We start from the raw sequence: 19184 nt of genomic DNA, 5'->3' as shown, positions 1-19184 counted from the left end.
ATCAGAGAAGTCGCATGAAGATACAGCAATACCGGCGGTTAAATTTTGATCGCTATCAACTAACTGAAAAGGCTCTGGTTGAAGAGCATTGGGCAGTGGCTGGTTGGGTAAGCGAGCATGCTGCCCGCTCATCATTCTCGATGCCGAAAGGGCTTTACTGAAGAGAGAAAGTGCGATGACAGGCATTACACACGCGCATTAAATCCACCGCCTGCTGACGGACTTCTTCCTCGCTCAGGTCCGGATTTTGGATTGCCTGCCAGTGCGGCCGCATGCTTTGCGCCATCGCACGAAAAGCCGGTGGTATTTGCTGGCCCAAGCCTTTGGGACGATTCGCCTGCTCGCTCGATTGCAGATTAGCGATACGCTGGCGAAGCTCGTCCCGTTTGCCCTCCAGCAGTAATTGCTGGGTATCGGTTAACGCTTCAAGCATGTCGCGCATATGGCCGAGCACAAACGTTTTTTGCTCCTCGTTAAGCGTTACTGCCATACGCTCATCAGCGGCCAGCGCATTTGCCGCTGGCCATGTCAGACAAAGTGTCACCAGCAGCGCACTAAGAGAGCCCTTTGCCATGTTATTCTCCAGCCTGATAAGTCACCGTAAAAGCACCGCGCAAGTCTCCCGCGGCAAAGCCAGTTGCCTCATCGTCCGGGTATTGCTGTTTAATGGCTTCCTTCACTGGTTCCGCCAGCTCTGCGCCATGGCAATTCAGGCATAAGCCGCCGGTTATAATGGGCGCCATAAAACGGTATGTTCCGGCCGCTTCATCAACATGAACTGTTGCCAGGGCGCCGGGCTCCAACCCCTCTTCGAGCCCTTTCACCATGGCCATCAGCGATGATTGCTCCCAGCTGTCTGCACGGTTTTGCGGATTGCGTACTTTCAGCGCGGTGCGTCCTACCTGCCAGCCGTCGGTACTGAGTTCTGCCGCTATGGCCGGCGCGATGTCCTTACATACCCCTACACCATTCGGTAATCCGCCTTCTTTGACGGCCTTTTGCAGATTCTGTTTAAGAGTTTTGCCCAGTTGCATCGCTTTTTGCTTTGCCTGGGCTTTAAACTCTGCCTCGCTCAACTGCCCGGCCTGAGCGGCCAGAGGAAGCAATAAGCCCCCTATTAACACTGCTTTCTTCGTGAGTCTGATCATTTGTCATCCTGCTCCAGTCTTTCGATGCCCAGTGCCTTCAACACGTATTTCTCGTATACAGGTTCGCTGGTACCGGTTTTCATCTTACGCATAAAATATTTTTCAAAGGCAATCTTCGCCAGATGCACCCATTTACCCTTTTTAAACCAGGTAACGTTTCGCGGCGGAATTTGCGGCATGGCCACAAACGCGGCACCGGTGTCGCCCATATCAGCCAAACAAATTGCATGCCAGGTGCCTTTTGTTGAAGGCGGCTTATCGTCCACAATGATGGATTTCATATTATGCGCAATGGCCGTCATCATGGTTTCAATCATATAGCCGGTTTTGGGCGTACCGGTGGGTACCGGTGTTGCCTCAACCGGCGGGATAGCCACGCAAACGCCACCCGAGAAGATATTAGGGTACTTGGGAGAACGCTGGAATTCATCGGTGATGACAAACCCTTTGGGATTACACAGCCCTTCCACATTAGCCACTGCCGGCACGCCACCGAAAGGCGGGATCAGCATGGAATGGTTAAAGGGCTCCTCGTAGGTAAATTCCACCTCGCCTTTTCGATTGAGCTCAGATACGTGCATCATGCCTTCTTCAACTTTATCCACCTGCGCGTTACAGATCCATTTGATATTGCGGTTGCGCAGTTCTGATTCGAGCATTGATTTTGAGTCGCCTACGCCGCCCAGCCCCAAATGACCGATATAAGGTTCACTGGTCACAAACGTCATGGGCACTTTGTGACGAATCTTGGCGTCGCGCAGCGCTTTATCCAGAATAAAGGCATATTCGTAGGCCGGGCCAAAGCAACTGGCCCCCTGAAACGAACCCACCACTACCGGACCAGGGTTCGCCACCAGCTTCTCAAAATCGGCATAGCAATGCTCAGCATGATCCAATGTACAAACGGACTGAGTGAATCCACCGGGGCCCGCCCCTTCGATTTGGTCAAAGGCTAAACGCGGACCGGTAGCAATAATCAGATAGTCATAATCAATGATCTCACCCTCGCCGGTGACCAGTTGATTGGCCTCGGCATCAATCTTGTCGACCCGGGCGCATTTAAACGCAATTTTCTTTTTGGCCAGATACTTTTCGATAGGCATAGTCACCGCACCGGCTTCTCGCCACCCCACTGCAACCCAGGGGTTGGAAGGTACAAACCTGAACTCTTCCCGTTCGTTAACCACCATTACTTCATGACCCGCGCCCAGCGCTTCTTTTACTTCATACGCCGCTGGCATACCACCGGTTCCTGCACCTAACACCACTATTTTTGCCATAATCATTCTCTTTTATCGTTATTGGCTCTGCTAGTCCTGCCACACTGGTCGCTAACAAATCCGTTGAACAAGTCTTTCTGTTAACAAGTCGCTCTATTAACAACTTATTTACCAATATTCGTGCCATTGTGGTGTAAACGTAGTAGGATGATGTTTTATATTAGATTTTTAATATATTTATTGATTAAACGGCTTGTACAGCACATTGAGCTGTGTCAAATTTGACAAACAAGCTCAGCTTTCAGCTGCCATATTTGTCTCAGGAGAAGGGTGTTATGAACGCATCGCTTATTCAGTCAATGATTAACGCCATTGATAAACCGGCGATATTCATTACCAATGATTACGTTATTCAGGCGGTTAACGATGCTTATCGTGAAACCTACGATACCGAAGTCATCATTGGTAACAGTACTTGCTATGCGGTATCCCACCGCAATGATGCGCCCTGTGATAAGCGCGGTGAAGAGTGCCCTCTGGCTCAGTGTCAGAAAACGAATCGTCCCAGTAGTGTGGTGCACATCCATAATACGAATGAGGGTAAAACCTACTGCGATATCCTGATGAAACCGGTACGTGATGAAGACGGCATGACCATTGGCTATCTGGAAATACTCGATCGCATTAGCTATGCCGCCGCCGACTCGCAGAAAAACAAAATGATTGGCGGTTCAGACAACTTTAAACAAATGCTTAACCGCATCAACCGTGCTGCGCAGTCGGAAATTGCCGTATTACTGCAAGGCGAAACCGGTGCAGGTAAAGAACTGGTTGCCCAGGCCGTTCACCAATCGAGCCGTCGTAAAGACAAACCCTTTGTGGTGATTGAATGTACCGGATTAAACGAGAGCCTGTTTGAGTCTGAGCTGTTTGGCTATGAAAAAGGCGCGTTTACCGGCGCAACTAACAGTAAGAAGGGCCTGATAGAAGTGGCCAACGGCGGCACCGTGTTCTTCGACGAGATTGGTGACGTACCGCTCAATATGCAGGTAAAACTGTTGCGCTTACTGGAAACCCAGTGCTACCGACCGGTTGGCGGTTTAAAACAGAAAAAGGCTGACTTCCGTCTGGTGTGTGCGAGCCACAAAAACCTGCTGGCCATGGTCGAAAAAGGCGAGTTTCGTCAGGATTTGTATTTTCGTATAGCCGGCTTTCCGATTTACCTGCCTGCATTACGCGAACGAAAATCAGATATTCCGCTGTTGTGTAAGCACTTTCTGGCTGGTAGCGAACATCGTCATAAACACTTTAGCGAACGGGCATTACAAACCCTGTCGCAATACAGCTTTCCGGGCAATATCCGCGAGCTCAAGAGTATTGTAGAGCAGGCCGCGTTGATGTCTAACGATGACGATATACTGATAAGCGACCTACCGCCGCAGATCTTGGGTGTCGGCCCGACTGAAACACAGGCCATAGCAGAAGACATTATGCCGCTCGAACAAGCCGAACAAGTGTATCTGGAAAAAATCTGTAAGCACTTTGATGGCAGCCCCGACGAGCTTGCCAATAAGCTTGATGTAAGTACTCGCACACTATACAGAAAGCTACAGCGCTACAACATTAAACTTAAAGGCTCATAAACCCCTGATACAACAAGCGCACCGCCAGCACCGATAATATGATTTTAAAAGCCAGTTTAAACTTGTCGGCCGGAATGCGATTTAGCAGTTTCAGGCCTAGCCAGGTGCCAATCGCACCGCTGACAATCATCGCCACGACCAGAGGCAACCATTGCCAGAACGAAAACCCCACCATGGTAAACACCACCGCTTTTAAACTGTGCTGAAAGGTCATGCAGTTAGCAAATGTGGAGGTATGGGTCATTTTGTTATAGCCGTTACGGTATACTACCGAAGCTACCATAGGGCCACTGGCACCTACAAACATGCTTAGAAAGGTGGTTAGCGCACCGGCGATGATGCGGCCCGGGCGCGACATCTCCCGCGGACTGGGTTTAAGCCCCCACACCATTAGCAGTAAAAAGACGGCGATGGCCAGTTGGATAATCGCCAGTGGCAGTTGCACTACCACGAAGGAGGCGGCTATCGCCCCCAGGATCGTACCTAACGCAAAGTACTTAAACATCGCCCGGTCGAGATATTTAAAAGTCATCACCGCGCGACTGGCATTAGAGCCCAACTGCACCAGGCCATGCACAGGAATTAACGCAGCAATGGGCATTACGGATGCCATCACCACCAGCAACAACATGCCGCCGCCCAATCCCATGGTGCCGGTAACAAATGAAGTAAATCCAGCCAGTAAAATGAGTCCCAGCGCCGTATATAGGTCGAGGATGCCGGCAGTTAACAGTGTTTCCATCACAAACCATAAAGTCGCTATCTATCCTGGCTTTGATTTTCACTATGCCTGAAATACTTTGCAACCAAATAAACCGCTATTTCGTCTTATAAAACCTGTTTATAACTCACATTCACTGATAACTTACTTGTTCTTACATAACAACAACGACAGTAATTACTTTAAAACCATGAATAAAATGCTTCTTTCTCTGTCTGTTGCTACCGTGCTGCTTACAGCCTGTAGCGACGACAAAATGCCAGAAAAACAAATAGAACCCGCAACACCTATGAATTTATCGACATCCATTGCCCCACCGGTGGCGAAAAAAGAATCCTATGAATTAACTGCTCACGGCGATACCCGGGTAGATGATTATTACTGGATGCGCGACGATTCCCGCACTGATGCAGAGGTGCTTTCGCACCTGGAAAAAGAAAACAGCTACGCTGATGCCGTACTTGCGCCGCTCGAAAAACAAACCGACACCCTCTATGAGGAAATGATCGCCCGCATCCCAAAAGATGACTCTTCTGTACCTTATAAAAAGAATGGCTACTGGTACCAGACGCATTATGTGGGCGACGGCGAATACCCGATTTATGTTCGCAAACAGCAACCGGACGGTGAAGAAACCGTATTACTCAACGGCAATAAAATGGCCGAAGGCGAGAGCTATTTCAGTATTGGCTCCTTTGAAGCCAGCCCGAATAATGAGTTACTGGCCTACTCTGTGGATACAGTCAGTCGCCGCTTATACACGGTATACGTGAAAAACATTGCTACCGGTGAGTTATATGCCGATACCCTGACCGACACCACGGGCCAGGTTTACTGGGCTAACGATAACCAAACGCTGTATTACATTAAACGTGATAAGCAAACCTTACTGGGCTCGCAGGTCTTCCGCCACACCCTGGGAACTGATCAGGCCGATGACGAATTGGTTTACGAAGAAACCGACACCACTTTCTATACTTCATTAGGGAAAAGTAAAGACGGTGAAGTTATCTTCATTAACCATAGCAATACCGACATGTCTGGTGTAACGCTGATCGATGCCAACAATGCAGAGGCCACCCCAACGCCATTTTATCCCATCGAGCCGGACCATGAGTATTCCGTCGAAAAACATGGCGACGACTATTATGTGTTAACCAACTGGCAGGCTGATAATTACCGCATTATGAAAGTCGCAGCCGAAAGCACCCAGGACCGCAGCGCCTGGCAGGAAGTGGTAGCTCATAATCCTGACATATACATCAGCAGCCTCGAAGTTTTGCAGGACTACCTGGTATATAAAGCCAAGGAAAATGGCTATCTGCGCCTTGAAGCCATGTCGCTGAAAGACGGTTCACTGCGCACCATCCCCACCGAAGATCCGATTTATACCGCAGGTTTTACCGGCAATACCCAGAGTGACACCAATACTGTCAGAATTTATTACGCGTCGTTGACCACGCCACCCAGTACCTTCGATATTAATTTAGAAACGCTGCAAAGCGAACTGAAAAAGCAAAACAAGGTTGGCGATGACTTTAACGCAGCTGACTACCAGTCAGAACGCCTGATGACTACTGCTCGCGATGGTAAGAAAGTACCGGTTTCACTGGTTTATCGAAAATCGACCTTCAAAAAAGACGGTACTAACCCGCTGTTCCAGTACGGTTATGGCTCATATGGTTCAACCATGGACCCTACCTTCGTTTCATCGTGGTTATCGATGCTGGACCGGGGCTTTGTCGTTGCCATTGCCCATATCCGCGGTAGCCAGATGCTGGGTACCCAGTGGTATGAAGACGGTAAGATGGGCAACAAAATGAACACCTTTACCGACTTTATTGACGTTACTAAAGGGCTGATTGAACAAGGTTATGCCGACCCGAGTCGCGTATTTGCAGAAGGCGGTAGTGCCGGTGGCTTATTAATGGGCGCTGTGGCCAATATGGCTCCTGAACTGTACACCGCAATCGCCGCCCATGTGCCCTTTGTGGATGTGGTAACCACCATGAGTGATGCCAGTATTCCACTGACTACCGGCGAATACACCGAGTGGGGTAACCCGGCCAATAAAGAAGAATATGAGTATATGCTTTCCTATTCACCTTACGATCAGGTGAAAAAGCAGGATTACCCGCACCTGTTTGTCACCACTGGCTTGCATGATTCACAGGTTCAGTACTTCGAACCGATGAAGTGGGTAGCTAAACTGCGGGATTACAAAACCGATGACAATCTGCTGCTATTCATTACCGATATGGAAGCCGGTCACGGCGGTGCCTCAGGTCGCTTCAAGCGTTATGAGCAACGGGCGAAGGAATATGCCTTTTTCTTCCACCTGGCAGGTATAGAACTGTAATAATACCATATATGGTATAAGCCCGGTTAGCGTCATGCTAGCCGGGCTTTTTAGTTCTCTGCGAAACGCAGAGCTGTCTGATTTCGCCCTTCGCGCTTAGCTTTTAGCAGTTGTCTGTCGGCTTCATCAAACGCCTTCTGAAAGCCTTCACATTCATCTACCCTGGCAACTCCAAAACTACAGGACACAGTCAGTTCGGGCTCTGAAAAAGTAAGCTCTGCAATTCCCTAACGAATCGCTTCAGCCACTGAGAACGCATTTTCTATGGAGGTTTGTGGTAGCAGCAGCATAAATTCGTCACCGCCGAAGCGACCGAAGATGTCACTGCTGCGAATTTTACTGCGTACCAGGATGGCCAGCTCGCGAAGCACTTCGTCACCAGCCAGATGGCCAAATCGGTCGTTGATTTGTTTAAATTTATCCACGTCGAACAACAACAGCGAGGTTTGGTGACCATAGCGTTTAGCCTGTTTAAGGTGTTGTTCAGTCAGCGCAATAAAATGCTGGCGCATAACCGCTTTGGTAAGGAAGTCGGTTTTGGCTTCAATATGTAATTCGCGGTTATCTGCCACCAACGCGGGTACAGACATGGCAAAGTAAGCACTGCAGGCAATCACATTGATAGCCACCTGATAAATATAGGCCTGTTCAGAAACCCCTAAAATACTTACCAGCAGCGCCAGCAGGAAGCTGAGTATAGCCAGACTGACAGCCATCCGAATGGGCGACTCGGTAAAAACGATCCACATTTGTGGCAGGGTCAGAAAGAAAATCAGACAGGCAATTTCCGACGACTGGTAATAGTCTGCCAGTACGACTACCCCTACCATCAGCACCCAGCTAAGTACCAGCTTGCCGGCAAAAGAACTAAAGCGACTCTCGGTTTTAGGCTGGAAGTTGAGCGCAGACAGCAATCCCCGGCGCGGATAGATACGATTCACAATACCGATAAAAACTGGTACCAGCACCAGGATCCCGGACATATCGCCAATCCACCAGGCCAGACTGGTGGCTAAAAACGACTCCAGTTGTGGCCCGCCAAACAATAACAGTACGCCGGCGGTTGCCATAACCAGGCTGGCAGTAGCCACCGTCAGTAAAAACCGCATCACCGGCGCGTATAAATTATGATGGCTTATCCGGTCAATCGAGCCGCGCAGCAAGTTGGCACTCACGCCGTAAACCAGGCAATGCAGCAAGGCAAAATGACTGCCGGCAATCAGCAGCTGTTCCAACGAGCGCTGATCATTAAATACCAGGCTTTCCCAACCAGTAGACAACACAGAGGCAATAAACATGGCAGGCAGTGCCTGCCATCTGAGCAACAGAAAACAGGTAAACGTAAAACCAGCGGGCGGAAACCAGATACTGGCATGGGGAGCATACTCAGTAAAAACCGACAGACGCCATAGCACCAGCCAGGTTAATACCAATAACGAATGTTTAAATACTGCAGTAATTTTTTCCATTACTCTTTGCACTGTTCGTCTGACTGCTCTAACGCAAAGATAAAACCGCCATCATGTTACTAGAAAAATCACACCCTAAAATAGTAATACAAATTTAACCAAGTACCTACCAGAAACCTTCCAGTACAACGAATTAGCCAGACACTTTCAGCCAGAAAAGGCCTGGCTCCAGTCCTTCCATACCGGTGTCATGCCTAGCTGTGCAACGGCGTCTGCGACCGCTTCAGGTGAACGTTTATCATCGGTGCTGAACTGCTCAAGTGCTTCATCTGTGGCTGAATAGCCGCCTGGTTGCGTGCTGGATGCTGCGCTCAGACTGGTGATACCAAAGGGCATCAGCTTGTCTCTCAGGGCTGCGGACTCGCGGGTTGATAAACTAATCTCGACATCTGTATTCAGCAGCCGGTGTACGCAAATAAGCTGCAATAACTGGCGATTAGTCATATCCAGCGTACTCACTTTGTCGCCCGTGTAAGGCCGCAGTCGCGGTACCGACAAGCTGTAACGGCTGCGCCAGTAACGGGATTGCAGATAGTCCAGATGCAGCGCCGTAAAGTAGCTGTCCACACGCCAGTCGTTTAACCCGATTAATGCACCCAGACCGATTTTATCCATACCGGCCCAGGCCAGGCGTTCCGGCGTTAGCAGCCGCCAGTCAAAATCCTGTTTTTTGCCGCGCGTGTGATATTCGGCATAGCGGCGTCGTTGATAAGTCTCCTGATACACCATCACTGCATCAACGCCCAGGGTTTTCAGCGTCTGGTAGTCACTCTCAGCCAGCGGCTGCACTTCCATCGCCACATAACTGAAATGCGGTTTGATCAGCGGCAACACCCTGCGAAAATAGTCCATACCGACGTTACGCTCGTGCTCCCCGGTCACCAGTAATATGCTGTCAAAGCCCATAGCTTTAATTGCCGCGACTTCTGCAGTTACCTCTTCTTCAGACAGGGTTTTGCGGCGAATCGCATTACTCGCCGAGAAACCGCAATAGGTACACTCATTGGCACAGAGATTTGATAAGTACAAAGGCACAAAAAACTGCATGGTATGACCAAACCGGCAACGGGTAAGTTGCCTGGCGCGACTGGCCAATACCGGCAGATAAGATTCGGCGGCCGGCGACAACAACGCCGGTAGATGTTGCAAGGTTACGTGTGGCGCATTAAGCGCGGCTTCCACCTCTTTAGCGGTAGTGGCATAAATGCGCAGCCGTATATCATCCCAGTCGGTGGCCGCCAGTGTGTCTGCAAAACTCATAAATCCTCCAGAAACGCTTCCAGCGGACTGGTGGCCACAGCCATTTTATGTCCACCAGCCAGGCCGGCTTCAAACGCCTGTCGTCCGGCTCTGACTGCATGATTGAACGCTTCCGCCATAGCAATGGGATCATGCGCTGCAGCCATTGCAGTATTAACCAGCACTGCATCCACACCCATTTCCATTGCGGCGGCCGCGTGACTTGGTGCACCTATGCCCGCATCCACCACCACCGGCACTCTGGCCTGCTCAACAATTATTTGCAGGAACTCGCGGGTTTGCAGCCCCTGATTAGAACCAATCGGCGCGCCCAGCGGCATCACTGCCGCACAGCCAACCTCCTCCAGTCGTTTACACAACACGGGATCGGCCGGGCAATAAGGCAACACCACAAACCCCTGATTAACCAATAGCTCTGCGGCTTTAAGTGTTTCCATAGGATCTGGCAGTAAATAGCGCTGATCCGGGTGTATTTCCAGCTTCACCCAGTGGGTTTGAAGCGCCTCGCGCGCCAGCTCAGCCGCGTAAACGGCCTCCGTTGCTGTGCGAGCCCCTGCGGTATTTGGCAGTAACTGCACGCCTAGCTGCTGTAAGGGGGCCAGTAATTGATCTGAGCGGTGCGAGAGGTCCATCCGCTTTAACGCCAGCGTGGTCAGCTCACTGCCACTGGCCGCAATGGCCCGCTGCATAATAGCAGCGCTGGCAAACTTGCCGGTGCCGGTGAACAATCTGGATGAAAAGGTTTTATCTGCAATCTTAAGCATTAGCTACCCCCCGGCAACAACTGTGAAAAGTGTTACTTGGTCATCAGCATGCAAGGCATGCTGGGGCCATAATGTGCGGTTTATCACCTGCTGATTCACCGCCAGGGCTAGCCCGTTTTCGTCCACCGAAAGGTCTTCAATAAGCTGCTTCAGGCTCAGGCCTTCAACCACTTCCGTTACTTTGTCATTAACTGTAATCTGCATTGTTCTCTCCACATACCGGGCACCCCTCAAGAGGCGGTAATTTAAGGGCTTGCCACTGACCACTAAGGCCATCGAAAAGCCGTAATTCCCCCCAGTTCAGTGGGGCCATAGCAGTAATAAACAGCAGGGTCTGCAGCGCCTGCATGATGCCAACAATGCCTACAACCGGTCCCAGGACCCCCTGGGCAAGGCACGTATTGGGCTCACTTTGCGCAGGCGCATATAAGCACCGATAACACCCATGAGCCTGATGTGGATGTAACAGCAGTAATTGCCCCTGCATGCCACTGGCAGCGCTGGATATAAGCGGTATGCCAAGTTGATAACAAACCTGATTAATTAACTGCCGCGAAGCCATATTGTCAGTACAGTCGAGCACTACCGACGCCCCTCGTAACAAACTTTCTGCATTACTTTTAACCAGTCTTGTGGCATGGCATTGCACACTCAGCGTCCGGTTTATGTCACGCAAGCGCTGGCTTGCCACGCTGGCCTTGGCCTCACCGATATCCGGCTCACCGTAAAGCGGCTGTCGAGGCAGGTTGCTCAGCTCAACCTCATCACCGTCGACCAGTCTTAGCCTGCCAACCCCAGCGCCGGCCAGATACGGCGCCACAGCACAGCCGAGGCCACCAAGCCCAACAATCACCACTTCGGCGTGACTTAAAGCCTGTTGCTTTACCTCATCCATCTCCGCCACCAGCAATTGCCGGCTGTATCTGCCGTAATCATCTCTGCTTAACACGGTCATACGTCTCCTTTAGCCTGTTCACCGCAGCCAGCGGCTCGGCTGCGCGGGTAATGGCGCTAACCACCGCCACACCACTAACCCCGGTATCAACCACATCGGCAAACCTGGCCTGACTGATACCACCAATGGCCACCGTGGGGGTATCACCAGCGAGTGTTTGATATCGCCGCAGCCGGGCTAATCCCTGGGGTTTGGAAGGCATCTTTTTAGTTTGGGTAGCAAAAATGTGGCCGAGGGCAATATAGGAGGGTCTGAACTGTCTGGCCCGGCATAATTCGGCATAGCCATGAGTAGAAATGCCCAGCCGCAGCCCGGCCCTGTATATCGCGCCTAAATCCGCGGCTTGCAAATCTTCCTGTCCCAGATGAACACCATAAGCGCCGCACTCAATGGCCAGCTGCCAATGATCATTGATAAACAATCGGGTTTGGTAAGATGCAGCCATGTTGACTGCCTGGCGGATCTGCTTGGCAAGGTCAGCCACGGGTTGCTTGATACGTAACTGGATAATGTTAAGCCCCAGGGGGAGTAACAAAGCTAACCACTCAAGACTATCTACCACCGGGTATAAGCCGAGCTGACGACATGTCAGCGGCGCAAACCCTTCAGGCGGTACAGTAAAATCAGCATCCGCGGGCAGCTGGCGCACCGTGGGAAAGAAACGCTCATCAGTGGGCCAACCACAGCGGGCTAACGGCCCGGCACCAGCGCCAGCCGCATACCCCTTTGCCAGCCCCATATTGACATAGGCTTTAGCAACACAAACGGCATCGTGTAATGGGTAATCCAGCGCCAAGGCGGCTGCGATAGCACTGGCAAACGTGCAGCCACTACCATGCTGGTGAGTCGCCGGCTGCCGAATACTGCTATAACACCAATGCGTCGGTGTAGTGTACAGCCGGTCTTCCGCCTGTTCTGCTGAGCTATGCCCCCCGGTGCAGAGCAGCCTCGTTTTCAACAAGTGCTCTGCATCCAACTCGCCACCGACGCTGGCAAGCAAATACTGCTCTTCGTCACTATTCGGTGTACACAGGTCAACGCAGGCTAACAGAGCGCGACAGCCCCGGGCAGAAACGCTGGCCATTTTGGCGCCGGTAGTCGCCACTTGTACCGGGTCCCAAATCACCCGAACCTGGTCATTGCGCTCGCGTACCTGGTTAATAAGCCCGATGACTACACCCACCTGTTCGTCGTTACACAACAAGCCGATTTTGATGGCCTGTGGCACCATATCCTGTAGTAATGCCTGCCCCTGACTGCTTAGTAACCCGCAAGCAACTGCCGCCACCTGCTCAACCGCCACGGAGTTCTGCGCCGTTATTGCGGTGACAACCGTGCAGGCATGGCAACCTAAATCGTGAAGTGTGAGCGTATCGGCCTGAATCCCCGCGCCTCCGCCACTGTCAGACCCGCCGATACACCAGACTACTGGACGCTGTTCAGTGGCTGTCATGATCGCTATCCCCGGTGCTGACGGCCGGATGATAGAGCTCAGCGCCGCGCCGGTTGAATTCGGCTGATTTGGCGCGCATACCATCCAACTGCTCGGCGGTAGTTTGGTGAGGCGTGACATTCACCGCGATCGCCTCTCCCCTAGACTCCTTAGCAGCCGCTTCACGGACTTCATGGGAAATCTTCATCGAGCAAAATTTGGGGCCACACATGGAACAAAAATGAGCCACTTTACCAGCAGCCTGGGGAAGGGTTTCATCGTGGTATGCCCGCGCGGTCCCCGGGTCTAGTGCCAGATTAAACTGGTCTTCCCAGCGAAATTCAAAGCGGGCTTTGGACATGGCGTTGTCCCGAATTTGCGCTGCCGGGTGCCCTTTCGCCAAATCGGCCGCGTGGGCGGCAATCTTATACGTGATAAGCCCCTGTTTAACATCTTCTTTATTCGGCAGGCCCAGGTGCTCTTTGGGCGTGACGTAGCAGAGCATTGCACAGCCAAACCAACCAATCATGGCGGCACCAATCCCCGACGTAAAGTGGTCATAACCTGGCGCAATATCAGTGGTAAGCGGGCCCAGGGTATAAAAAGGCGCGCCATGACAATGGTCTAACTGCTCTTCCATATTGGCTTTAATTAAGTGCATGGGCACATGTCCGGGCCCCTCAATCATCACCTGTACGTCATATTCCCAGGCAATTTTGGTGAGCTCACCGAGGGTATGCAACTCGGCAAACTGCGCCTCATCGTTGGCATCGGCTACCGAACCTGGACGCAAACCATCTCCCAAACTCAGCGACACATCATAAGCCGCACAAATCTGGCAGATTTCTCTGAAGTTCTCGTACAAAAAGCTTTCAGCGTGATGACTCAGGCACCACTTAGCCATAATGGAGCCGCCACGGGATACAATGCCCGTGACCCGGTTTGCCGTCATTGGTACATACCGCAACAACACACCGGCGTGTATCGTAAAGTAATCCACACCTTGTTCCGCTTGTTCAATAAGCGTGTCACGAAACAGTGGCCAGGTGAGGTCCTGCGCGACACCGTTCACTTTTTCTAGCGCCTGATAAATGGGCACGGTACCGAGGGGGACCGGGCTGTTGCGAAGCAACCACTCCCGGGTTTCGTGAATATTGCGACCGGTTGATAAGTCCATGATGGTATCTGCGCCCCAGCGGGTTGCCCACACCAGTTTTTCGACCTCTTCTTCAATGGAAGAGGTGACCGCAGAATTACCAATATTGGCATTCACCTTAACCAGAAAATTGCGACCAATAATCATTGGTTCAGACTCCGGGTGATTAATATTTGCCGGAATAATGGCTCGCCCGGCGGCCACTTCAGCCCGAACAAACTCCGGCGTAATCTGCTCCGGTAATGCGGTGCCGAAGTTTTCCCCTTTGTGCTGTTGTAACAGCGCTTCATCACGAACCTGTGCCCGGCCCATATTCTCCCGAATGGCAATGAACTCCATTTCCGGCGTTATGATCCCCTGCCGGGCATAGTGAAGCTGGGTAACACATTGACCGGATTTAGCGGTTTTTATCGGGCGTTCCACCTGCATCCGTAATGCGCGGGCATGCTCATCAAGCTGGCTTTCGCGGGTAAACTGTGATGCTGACACTGCCACTGCCTCGCAATCGCCGCGCTGCTCAATCCATTGCTCCCTGACTCCTTGCAAGCCATTGTGCACATTGATGTTGATATCCGGATCGCCATAGGGGCCTGAGGTATCGTAAACCAGTACCGGCTCATTAGCTTGATAAACCGGATTGGCAGCATCGCCACCGAGCAGGCTGTCTGACTGCGCAATACTGCGCATAGGAACGCGAACAGTCTGGTCTGAGCCATGCAGATAAACCCGCCTTGAACCGGTAAAGCTCTCGCCGCTTAATTGCTCAATAAAATGTTGTGCTTGTTCGCGCTGTTGACGTCGTGTTGACATAGCATTTATTCCTTTTGGAAGTGAGAAAAATGCTTGTCAGGAGTGTTTAAAAAGACGATTACCACAACCAAAACAAAACCTTTCGGTGCTGTATTGTACTGTAGGTAATATTGCCTTGTTCCCTTCGCAGGTATTAGCCTGATCAGGTTCAACGGATCCCGCTTTCGCGGTCTCAGCTTGCATTCCGTAAGGAATAGCGAAGCACTCCGACAAGTATCGTTAATTGCAGCCTAGTTGGCTTTTGCAATCAGATTGCGTCCGAGTATAGGGAATGCAATCCGCCACTTCAAGGCCTGCAGGTAAGTTAGTTTTCTCTTAATGAAATGGTCATTTTGACCGGGAATAATTGTATCAACACTACCCAATTCGCTGAATGTGCGTACAATGTGCGCTTTTTCTCAGCAACAATAACCATAGCAGCATTATGACCGATAACGCCGATCCGTATCACGACATTCGCCCGTTTAACGACGCAGAGGTTCCCGCGTCCATTGAGCGACTGATTAACGATCAGGAATTTATCAACGCTATAGTTAATCACCGGTTTGAACACAGCCCGCGCTGGCTGTCGTCGTTGCTGAGCCCGCTGGTAAAAGTGTTGATGCGACTAAAGTGGCGAAAGCTTAAAACCGTTGCCCACATTCAAAACGAAGTGGGTGTGTTTATGCAATCGCTGCTACAGCGCACCAGTCAGGGCATCACCGTAAAAGGGTTGGATAAACTCGACCCCAACCAGGCTTATATTTTTATTTCTAATCACCGCGATATCGCGATGGATCCAGCACTGGTTAATTTTGCCCTGCACCGGGCCGGCCACGAAACTGCGCTGATCGCATTTGGTGATAACCTGCTCAAAAAGCCCAGTGCCACCGAGTTAATGAAGCTCAACAAAGGGTTCGTGGTAAAACGCTCAGCCAAGGGCCCGCGGGAGTTACTTAAAGCACTCACCCAGCTGTCGAATTTTATTAAAGACTCATTAAACCACCAGCAGTCGATATGGATAGCTCAGCGCGAAGGGCGCGCCAAAGACGGCATGGACCTGACCGACCCGGCGATCCTGAAAATGTTTTACATGGCTGGCAAGCAACAGAAACTCGCCTTCGGTGAGTACATGAAAACATTAAATATCGTGCCGGTTGCCATTTCCTACGAAAACGATCCCTGTGATATTGCTAAAGCCAACGAGCTCTATCAGCGCGAGCACCTCGGTAGTTACAACAAAACAGAATTTGAAGATATCGACAGTATTATCCAGGGCATCATCGGCAATAAGTGCCGGGTGAGCGTAAACTTTGGTGATGTGGTCACCGAGGATTTCGAAACACCGGAAGCACTGGCTAAACATATCGACCAGCAAATCCACCACAACTACCAGCTATATCCGATTAACTATCTGGCCGCCAACCAAAGCTGCGACGAGCTCTCGCAGGCCTGTCGCGATCGCTTTGCCGCCAAGCTCGCGGAGCTACCCGAACAGGCCCACAGCTATCTGATAGCCAACTATGCTAACCCGGTACATAACGCCAAATAGTGGTTGGACCAGAAACTCTCTGCTAACATCACCCGACTGATTAAAACAGCAGGTGTTTATGCAACTTCGTGCCATTGCCGGCTATATCGAAAATATTTATCTGGTAGAAGACCAGGCGGGGCTAATGTTGCTCGATGGCTGCAGCCGCGCCGATGTGGAAACCGTTTGTCACTATATTCGTGATGAAATTGGCTTGCCACTGACTGCGCTAAAACTCATTGTAGTTACCCACATGCACCCTGATCACGCCGGTGGCGCGCGGTTATTACAACAACGAAGTGGGGCGTTACTCGCATGTCACCCCAAAGCGCCGGGCTGGTATCGTGGCATCGCCGGCAGAGCCGCTCATGCCATTGATGTGGCGCTGACCTGGTGGGTAGCGGGTAAGTTAGGTAAACCCAAGCGGCACATCTGGTATAAGCCGTCCTTTGAGCCGGATATCCGACTCAGCGACGAGCAGCGGTTGCCATTATTTGCAGACTGGCAGGTGCTATACACCCCTGGTCATACCGACCACGACCTATCCTTACTCCACCTGCCAACCGGGCAACTCTATGTGGCTGATTTAATTGTGTCGGTGAAAAAGCAACTGACATCGCCCTACCCGGTATGTCACCCCAATCAGTATAAACGTTCACTCTGGCGCGTAAGTCACCTCAATCCGTCCAGGGTGTACTGCGCTCATGTGAAACCGCTACTTGATAAGGACATCGACTACGACGCACTGATTGCGCAGGCCCCTGCGCTGCCGAAAAATCACTGGCACTCAAGTAAAATCAGAATTTACCGGGCCTTGGGCTTACGTCCTAACCAGCACTAATAACAAAGCGTTAACCGTAGCAACGATTACTCCTCTGACTCACCGTCCTGCTGCAAAGGCAATTGCAAGGTAAATTCGGTGAATACGCCCGGCTCGCTGGCGCATTGAATAGAACCCTCCAGTCGCTGCATGATGTTATAAACCACCGATAAACCCAGCCCGGTTCCCTCGCCAATGGGTTTGGTGGTAAAGAAGGGTTCAAATATTTTCTGCTGGATGTCGGCTGTCATGCCCGGCCCATTATCCCTAATCCGAATGTGCAGCGTATTATCTATCTCTGCAGCGCTTATTTGAATAACCGGCTCAGCCGTTTCTGCCGTCTCCATTGCCTGAACGGCGTTTTTAATCAGATTCACCAGTACCTGCTCAATGAGACCTGAGTGCGTATGCAACACGCCATTAAACTCAACATCCCGCTGGATACTGACCTTGTTATCCAGGTCATATCGCATCATCTTCAGAGTGTCATCCAGCAGCACAGAGAAATCACAAACCTCTTTTTCTCCGGTCTGATTATGAGAAAAAGAGCGTAAGTCGCTAATGATATTTTTAACCCGTTGCAGACCATTAAAAGAATCAGCGACGATTGCTCTGATATCTTCCAAAATAAACGGTATACCCGCCTGCTCCTCAAATTCACTGAGACTTTGTTTGAGATGAGCCGCTTTTTGATCCTGCTGAATGTCTATGGCAGTTAACAGCTCACTCTGCATGGACTGCAACTGAATAATGTTATCCAGATAGCTATCCATTGAGGAGAAGTTGCTGATCACAAATGACAGTGGATTATTAATTTCGTGAGCGATGCCCGCTGCCATACGCCCGATACTGGCGAGCTTTTCGTTGTGTGCCAATGCCTGTTTAGTGGATTTAAGCTCCAGCAGCGTATCCCGCAGACGGGTATATTGTTTCTTCAGGCTCGACTCAGCCTGTTTGCGCTCTAACAACACCGTAAGCTGCTCGGCGGCCTTATTGATAATCGTAATCTGCTTCATGGAAACCCTATCCATCTCCTGTTCGGGGATCAGGTAAAGCAATAAACACACTACCCGTTTATACACCACGATGGGGAATGCCAGATAACTACCTATATGGGTTGTCATTGGTTGGGTGACCGGCTCCAGCCTAACGCTTTCATCCAGCAGATGAATTTGTGGGTGCTGTTCCTCAATGGCCTGAGCAAGGCTGGCCGGCAGCCCGCCCTCTGATAACAATGCCTGCATAGTTTTTGCCAGATCGTTGCTGGCAGTATCGGAACCGCGCACCCGAAAACGCGATGTGTTTTCCAGGTAAATTTCGAAACTGCAGTGGGCATGGCATAATCTCGCCAGCGCATTTGAGAAGGTTGAAAGCAGCGCCGTGAGCTTTTCGTCGCCTCGTGAAAAGCGTGTGATACACACCAGCAATTCTGTTTCTGCATCGTGCTGACGGTAGGTGTTTTCAATATACTCAAAAGTGGCCAGCTCCCGTTTGAGCACACTGGCATTAAACTTGGCTTTCGCTTCAGACGCCGTTAAACAGGCATTGATTTGGTACTCTTCCAGCCAGACTACTTCGTCCAGTTGCTGAGTGGGGTTATGCATAAGAATGATACGGGTATCCTGGTTAACCAGCCCCTGACGAATATACTGGGCTACCGACTGACAGAGGGAAATATCATCATCGGAGCCTACACAGAGTATAACCAGTGAGGGCTTACAACTGCGCAGTGTCTTTTTAGCGTTTCTCAGGCTGGTTAATTTTTCGCAGTGCATTGTGTTATCCGGCAAAAATGCCGCTAAGTCTGGACTCTGACCAACCAAAAACACTGGATTTTCCATACATTTACCCAACACTACCGTTTCTGAAAACTCTGCTATATTTGAAAGATAGTCGTTGCCTGCAGTTACGCAAACA

17 protein-coding genes and 1 riboswitch are annotated in these 19184 nt (G+C 50.9%); of the genes, 5 read left to right on the top strand and 12 right to left on the bottom strand.

Annotation, left to right across the window (positions count from 1 at the left end; genetic code table 11):
- Positions 1 to 14: 14 nt before the first annotated feature.
- Positions 15 to 161 carry a hypothetical protein gene (locus AC566Q_RS01070; RefSeq protein WP_499612783.1) on the top strand — a complete coding sequence of 49 codons (147 nt, stop codon included), beginning with the start codon at positions 15 to 17 and terminating at the stop codon, positions 159 to 161.
- Here the strand turns inward: AC566Q_RS01070 and AC566Q_RS01065 are convergent.
- Genes AC566Q_RS01065 through AC566Q_RS01055 form a run of 3 tightly spaced genes read right to left on the bottom strand, consistent with a single transcriptional unit; the run spans position 155 to position 2428 of the window.
- Positions 155 to 574 (bottom strand): hypothetical protein, encoded by a 420-nt coding sequence (locus AC566Q_RS01065; RefSeq protein ID WP_499612781.1) that lies wholly within the window; start codon positions 572 to 574, stop codon positions 155 to 157. The two genes, AC566Q_RS01070 and AC566Q_RS01065, sit on opposite strands and share 7 nt — an antisense overlap.
- Position 575: 1 nt before the next feature.
- Entirely contained in the window at positions 576 to 1148 is a 573-nt protein-coding gene (locus tag AC566Q_RS01060; RefSeq protein WP_499612779.1) for a Tll0287-like domain-containing protein, read from the bottom strand.
- On the bottom strand, positions 1145 to 2428 hold the full coding sequence (locus AC566Q_RS01055) for an NAD(P)/FAD-dependent oxidoreductase (protein WP_499612777.1): 1284 nt from the start codon (positions 2426 to 2428) through the stop codon (positions 1145 to 1147). The genes AC566Q_RS01060 and AC566Q_RS01055 overlap by 4 nt, the downstream gene beginning before the upstream one ends.
- A 275-nt stretch (positions 2429 to 2703) precedes the next feature.
- On the opposite strand from AC566Q_RS01055, the gene AC566Q_RS01050 reads away from it, so the two are divergent.
- On the top strand, positions 2704 to 4011 hold the full coding sequence (locus tag AC566Q_RS01050; protein ID WP_240622069.1) for a sigma-54 interaction domain-containing protein: 1308 nt from the start codon (positions 2704 to 2706) through the stop codon (positions 4009 to 4011).
- Here the strand turns inward: AC566Q_RS01050 and AC566Q_RS01045 are convergent.
- Complete coding sequence (locus AC566Q_RS01045; protein ID WP_105936895.1) at positions 3998 to 4753, bottom strand: sulfite exporter TauE/SafE family protein; 756 nt, start codon at positions 4751 to 4753, stop codon at positions 3998 to 4000. The genes AC566Q_RS01050 and AC566Q_RS01045 overlap by 14 nt on opposite strands.
- 169 nt (positions 4754 to 4922) lie before the next feature.
- Here AC566Q_RS01045 and AC566Q_RS01040 point away from each other — a divergent pair, with 169 nt between their 5' ends.
- Positions 4923 to 7091, top strand: coding sequence for a S9 family peptidase (locus AC566Q_RS01040; protein ID WP_499612775.1), 2169 nt, complete (start codon positions 4923 to 4925; stop codon positions 7089 to 7091).
- Between the two features lie 227 nt (positions 7092 to 7318).
- Here the strand turns inward: AC566Q_RS01040 and AC566Q_RS01035 are convergent, their stop codons facing one another.
- The 7 genes from AC566Q_RS01035 to thiC form a co-directional block, all read right to left on the bottom strand.
- Positions 7319 to 8560, bottom strand: a complete 1242-nt coding sequence (locus tag AC566Q_RS01035; protein WP_499612773.1) for a GGDEF domain-containing protein — start codon at positions 8558 to 8560, stop codon at positions 7319 to 7321.
- Between the two features lie 147 nt (positions 8561 to 8707).
- Positions 8708 to 9820 (bottom strand): 2-iminoacetate synthase ThiH, encoded by a 1113-nt coding sequence (thiH, locus tag AC566Q_RS01030; protein WP_105936893.1) that lies wholly within the window; start codon positions 9818 to 9820, stop codon positions 8708 to 8710.
- Positions 9817 to 10584, bottom strand: coding sequence for a thiazole synthase (locus AC566Q_RS01025; protein ID WP_105936892.1), 768 nt, complete (start codon positions 10582 to 10584; stop codon positions 9817 to 9819). The genes thiH and AC566Q_RS01025 overlap by 4 nt, the downstream gene beginning before the upstream one ends.
- A 3-nt stretch (positions 10585 to 10587) precedes the next feature.
- Entirely contained in the window at positions 10588 to 10788 is a 201-nt protein-coding gene (gene thiS, locus AC566Q_RS01020; protein WP_170308580.1) for a sulfur carrier protein ThiS, read from the bottom strand.
- Entirely contained in the window at positions 10772 to 11539 is a 768-nt protein-coding gene (locus AC566Q_RS01015; protein WP_105936891.1) for a HesA/MoeB/ThiF family protein, read from the bottom strand. Before AC566Q_RS01015 ends, thiS begins: the two co-directional genes overlap by 17 nt.
- A complete protein-coding gene (gene thiE, locus AC566Q_RS01010) occupies positions 11517 to 12992 on the bottom strand; it encodes a thiamine phosphate synthase (RefSeq protein WP_170308579.1) in 1476 nt (491 codons plus the stop codon). The genes AC566Q_RS01015 and thiE overlap by 23 nt, the downstream gene beginning before the upstream one ends.
- Positions 12979 to 14937, bottom strand: a complete 1959-nt coding sequence (gene thiC, locus AC566Q_RS01005; RefSeq protein WP_105936889.1) for a phosphomethylpyrimidine synthase ThiC — start codon at positions 14935 to 14937, stop codon at positions 12979 to 12981. Before thiC ends, thiE begins: the two co-directional genes overlap by 14 nt.
- A gap of 102 nt (positions 14938 to 15039) precedes the next feature.
- Positions 15040 to 15156, bottom strand: a riboswitch (TPP riboswitch).
- 205 nt (positions 15157 to 15361) lie between these two features.
- On the opposite strand from thiC, the gene AC566Q_RS01000 reads away from it, so the two are divergent.
- Positions 15362 to 16468: a 1-acyl-sn-glycerol-3-phosphate acyltransferase gene (locus AC566Q_RS01000; protein ID WP_499612769.1), complete on the top strand. Its 1107-nt coding sequence runs from the start codon at positions 15362 to 15364 to the stop codon at positions 16466 to 16468.
- 58 nt (positions 16469 to 16526) lie between these two features.
- The gene (locus AC566Q_RS00995) at positions 16527 to 17288 is read left to right on the top strand and encodes an MBL fold metallo-hydrolase (RefSeq protein WP_105936887.1); all 762 of its coding nucleotides are present in this window, start codon (positions 16527 to 16529) and stop codon (positions 17286 to 17288) included.
- Positions 17289 to 17314: 26 nt separating this feature from the next.
- Here AC566Q_RS00995 and AC566Q_RS00990 read toward each other — a convergent pair whose 3' ends face one another.
- Positions 17315 to 19108 (bottom strand): sensor histidine kinase, encoded by a 1794-nt coding sequence (locus tag AC566Q_RS00990; RefSeq protein ID WP_499612767.1) that lies wholly within the window; start codon positions 19106 to 19108, stop codon positions 17315 to 17317.
- Between the last annotated feature and the right edge of the window lie 76 nt (positions 19109 to 19184).

This window comes from Alteromonas sp. H02 (genome assembly GCF_059682525.1).
Note: the sequence above shows the minus strand (reverse complement) of the source record. Positions and strands in the feature narration are given on the sequence as shown.

What these genes read in the sequence shown, in the direction of transcription:
- AC566Q_RS01070 (WP_499612783.1), top strand. Translation starts at nt 15, where the DNA reads ATGAAGATACAGCAATACCGGCGGTTAAATTTTGATCGCTATCAACTA.
- AC566Q_RS01065 (WP_499612781.1), bottom strand. Translation starts at nt 574, where the DNA reads ATGGCAAAGGGCTCTCTTAGTGCGCTGCTGGTGACACTTTGTCTGACA.
- AC566Q_RS01060 (WP_499612779.1), bottom strand. Translation starts at nt 1,148, where the DNA reads ATGATCAGACTCACGAAGAAAGCAGTGTTAATAGGGGGCTTATTGCTT.
- AC566Q_RS01055 (WP_499612777.1), bottom strand. Translation starts at nt 2,428, where the DNA reads ATGGCAAAAATAGTGGTGTTAGGTGCAGGAACCGGTGGTATGCCAGCG.
- AC566Q_RS01050 (WP_240622069.1), top strand. Translation starts at nt 2,704, where the DNA reads ATGAACGCATCGCTTATTCAGTCAATGATTAACGCCATTGATAAACCG.
- AC566Q_RS01045 (WP_105936895.1), bottom strand. Translation starts at nt 4,753, where the DNA reads ATGGAAACACTGTTAACTGCCGGCATCCTCGACCTATATACGGCGCTG.
- AC566Q_RS01040 (WP_499612775.1), top strand. Translation starts at nt 4,923, where the DNA reads ATGAATAAAATGCTTCTTTCTCTGTCTGTTGCTACCGTGCTGCTTACA.
- AC566Q_RS01035 (WP_499612773.1), bottom strand. Translation starts at nt 8,560, where the DNA reads ATGGAAAAAATTACTGCAGTATTTAAACATTCGTTATTGGTATTAACC.
- thiH (WP_105936893.1), bottom strand. Translation starts at nt 9,820, where the DNA reads ATGAGTTTTGCAGACACACTGGCGGCCACCGACTGGGATGATATACGG.
- AC566Q_RS01025 (WP_105936892.1), bottom strand. Translation starts at nt 10,584, where the DNA reads ATGCTTAAGATTGCAGATAAAACCTTTTCATCCAGATTGTTCACCGGC.
- thiS (WP_170308580.1), bottom strand. Translation starts at nt 10,788, where the DNA reads ATGCAGATTACAGTTAATGACAAAGTAACGGAAGTGGTTGAAGGCCTG.
- AC566Q_RS01015 (WP_105936891.1), bottom strand. Translation starts at nt 11,539, where the DNA reads ATGACCGTGTTAAGCAGAGATGATTACGGCAGATACAGCCGGCAATTG.
- thiE (WP_170308579.1), bottom strand. Translation starts at nt 12,992, where the DNA reads ATGACAGCCACTGAACAGCGTCCAGTAGTCTGGTGTATCGGCGGGTCT.
- thiC (WP_105936889.1), bottom strand. Translation starts at nt 14,937, where the DNA reads ATGTCAACACGACGTCAACAGCGCGAACAAGCACAACATTTTATTGAG.
- AC566Q_RS01000 (WP_499612769.1), top strand. Translation starts at nt 15,362, where the DNA reads ATGACCGATAACGCCGATCCGTATCACGACATTCGCCCGTTTAACGAC.
- AC566Q_RS00995 (WP_105936887.1), top strand. Translation starts at nt 16,527, where the DNA reads ATGCAACTTCGTGCCATTGCCGGCTATATCGAAAATATTTATCTGGTA.
- AC566Q_RS00990 (WP_499612767.1), bottom strand. Translation starts at nt 19,108, where the DNA reads ATGGAAAATCCAGTGTTTTTGGTTGGTCAGAGTCCAGACTTAGCGGCA.